Annotated in this window: 4 protein-coding genes; 3 read left to right on the top strand and 1 reads right to left on the bottom strand. The window is 58.4% G+C overall.

Annotated elements, in window-relative coordinates; all coding sequences use genetic code 11:
• Together I2E26_RS05045 and I2E26_RS05050 are read left to right on the top strand one after the other, a co-directional pair.
• On the top strand, positions 1–308 hold a 308-nt coding region (locus I2E26_RS05045; protein WP_195419856.1), incomplete at its 5' end, for a putative manganese transporter.
• 92 nt (positions 309–400) lie between these two features.
• Positions 401–784: a hypothetical protein gene (locus I2E26_RS05050; protein ID WP_195419857.1), complete on the top strand. Its 384-nt coding sequence runs from the start codon at positions 401–403 to the stop codon at positions 782–784.
• On the opposite strand, the gene I2E26_RS05055 is transcribed toward I2E26_RS05050, so the two are convergent.
• Positions 781–1392 (bottom strand): DUF188 domain-containing protein, encoded by a 612-nt coding sequence (locus I2E26_RS05055; protein ID WP_229056425.1) that lies wholly within the window; start codon positions 1390–1392, stop codon positions 781–783. The two genes, I2E26_RS05050 and I2E26_RS05055, sit on opposite strands and share 4 nt — an antisense overlap.
• A 166-nt stretch (positions 1393–1558) precedes the next feature.
• Between I2E26_RS05055 and I2E26_RS05060 the strand changes: the two genes are divergently transcribed.
• On the top strand, positions 1559–3079 hold the full coding sequence (locus I2E26_RS05060) for an N-6 DNA methylase (RefSeq protein WP_195419858.1): 1521 nt from the start codon (positions 1559–1561) through the stop codon (positions 3077–3079).
• Positions 3080–3117 lie beyond the last annotated feature (38 nt).

Below are 3117 nucleotides of genomic sequence, written 5' to 3' on the forward strand. Positions count from 1 at the left end.
TGGCGCTGCTCGAAACGGTGGGCGAGGGGGCGCTGGCGAGCTTCCTTTCGGGCAACCAGCTTCTTGCTGTGTTCGCTTCGGCGTTGGTGGGCCTTGTGCCCAATTGCGCGGCAAGCGTGGTGATCACGCAGCTCTATCTGGAAGGCGTCTTGGGCTTCGCCCCGCTCATGGCCGGTCTGCTCACCTCGGCTGGCGTGGGCTATCTGGTGCTCTTCCGCACCAACCGCCATCCGCGCGAGAACGTCGTCATCGTGCTCGCCCTCTTCCTGGTGGCGTGCGCGTGGGGATTGGTTTTGGGAATCTTCTAGGATACGCGGCGTCTGCCTGACAGGTGGTTTGGGCGTCATGTCCGCATGGCCGGCTATCATATGTCGTGAAGGCGCGGCCAAGGAGGTTTCTTATGATGGATGAGTTGGATAGCCGGTCGAATCGGACAGCGGACGACGACGCTGCAAACGGCGTCCGCATTATGGATGATGCCGTTGCGGCCGAGGAGCGCGAGCACGATGCCGAGCGCCTAGGGCAGGCGAGTCGCTTGCTTCTCGCACTGCTCGGGCTTTCAACCTGGACGCTCGAAGAGGATGGACCGGTTGCGAACAAGGGCGTCGACACCGGCCTGCTCTACCGCGCGGTCGAGCACCTAATCGCTTCCGGGGCGCTCGAGCGAGACGTGCAGTCGTCGGAGCTGCGTCTTACCGAGCGCGGGGCAGGTTCGTCCGCCTTGGTGCTCGAATCGCTCAACTACTTCGAGCGCGTTTTGGAGCAAGCGCACGAGGGGCGCTAATCGGTTGAAGCCATAGGGGCGCCGTCGATGGGCATTGTGGGGCCGAGCTGGCCCTCGTTTGGGGATAGCGCCTTGCGAAGCAGGCGGGCGAGGTTGGAGCGGAAGCGCTCGCGGTCGTCGTCGTTAAAGGCCGAGGGCCCCTGCGTTCGCCCGCCCGCGCGGCGGACTTTCTTTTCCTCGTGGCGAATGAAGAGCTGCATATCGATGGTGGCCTTGCTGTAGACGTGCCCGCGTACGCCGATGGCCGCCGCGCCGCGCCCCAGCACCATGCTGGCAAGGCCGATGTCTTGCGTGACCACCACGTCGCCTGGCTGCAGGCGCTCGATGATGGCGAAGTCGGCGCTATCGGCGCCGCATGAGACGTCGAGCGTCTCGGCCCAGAAACCGGGATGCGTGGTGTCGCGCCCACGGGCGTGCTCGGCATCGCGCGGATCGTCGCGCCGAATACGTCGGGCAAGGTTCTGCGTGGAATTGCCGGCAATGAGCACGGGAACGCGCGCCGCTCGCGCGCAGGCGAGGGCCTCGCGTGTCACGGGGCATGCGTCGGCGTCGATGATGAGGGTGGGGGAGCTGCGCGATGTTGATCCTTTCGTTATCGGTTTGTGCATGTCGATTGATTTCCCATCGCGTTCGTGTTCCGTCATACTTCCTGCTCCATCCCCGATCGTCCTAGCACCTATATCTTATCAATGGAATGTGCGAGGTCTTTATTTGCCGAGGGGTAGACGGTACTCTTAGCTGAATAATAAACCCTTGATGGGAAGGACCGGCAAGGTGATTACCGGAGCAGCAAAAAATAAGGTTGATGCTATCTGGCAGAAGATGTGGGAGGGTGGCATTACCAACCCGCTCGACGTTATCAGCAACTTGACGTACCTCATGTTCATGCGCTCTCTCGATGAGAAAGAGCTTGAGATGGAGCGCCTGGAGAACATGCTTGGAGTGGAGCAGCCTCATCTTTTCCCCGAGGCCTTCGCGAACGATCGCGGTGAACAGATTGCTGGCAAGGAGATTCGCTGGAGCTCTTTCAAGGATAAGCGTGCCGAGGACATGTATTACATCGTTGATCGCTTCGCTTTCCCGTTTATCAAAACGCTGGGTGGATCGACTGCGTTTTCCAAGACTATGGAGAACGCCACGTTTGGATTCCCAGCAGGCAAGCCCGCGCTTTTGGAGAAGGCGGTTACCGGCGTTGAAGAGCTGCTGGCTGATTATGATGAGCATATCGGAGACCTGGGAGATTTGTACGAATACATGCTCTCCAAGCTCAGCACTGCGGGTACGAACGGTCAGTTCCGCACGCCAAAGCATATTCGCGATCTGATGGTGCAGCTTATCGATCCCAAGGCGGGAGAGCTTGTGTGCGATCCGGCATGCGGAACAGCGGGCTTCTTGATTTCGGCGGCCGAGCATATTCGCAAATGCTATGGAAGCGAAATGACCGCCGATCAGTGGGATGCGTTTGCCGGAACAAATGGGGCTGCGCCGCAGTTCAACGGTTTTGAAATCGACCAAACGATGCTACGCATCAGCGCTATGAACCTCATGCTTCATGGCGTCGATTCGCCTGATGTGCGATACCTCGATAGCATTTCACAGAAGGACGCAATCAGTTCAAAGTACGATGTCATTTTGGCGAATCCGCCGTTCACGGGCTCCGTTGACGTGGAGGATATCGATAAGGGCCTCCGCGCTATTGTGGAGACCAAGCAGACCGAGCTTTTGTTCGTTGCCCTGTTCTTGCGCATGCTCAAGCTCGGTGGCCGCTGTGCATGCATCGTCCCCAACGGAGTTTTGTTCCGTTCGAACTCGAAGGCGTATCGTCAGCTGCGACAGCAACTCGTGGAGGACCATAAGCTCGAAGCGATCATCTATCTGCCGAGCGGTGTATTCAAGCCGTATTCCGGCGTGAGCACGGCGATTCTGGTATTCACCAAGACAAACGCCGGCGGCACGGATAACGTGTGGCTCTACAACATGGAGTCGGACGGCTACACACTTGATGACAAGCGTGATCTGGATGAGAAGAACAACGATATCCCCGATATTCTCGAGCGCTGGGCGAACCTTGGCGCCGAGTCTGATCGTGAGCGCACTGAGAAGAGCTTCCTTGTTCCCAAGCAGGAAATTGTCGACAAAGAGTACGACTTCAGCTTCAACAAGTACACCAAAACCGAGTACGAGCGTATTGAGTACCCACCTACAAGCGAGATTCTCTCTGAGTTGGATGAGCTGAATGCTCAGTTTGCTGCCGGCCTGGCTGAGCTTCACAAGATGCTTGAAGGTGATCTCTAATGCCCGCGAACAAACCCCCGTTTGACGGGGAGTGGGTG

It is taken from the genome of Collinsella sp. D33t1_170424_A12 (genome assembly GCF_015554865.1).
Classification (GTDB): domain Bacteria; phylum Actinomycetota; class Coriobacteriia; order Coriobacteriales; family Coriobacteriaceae; genus Collinsella.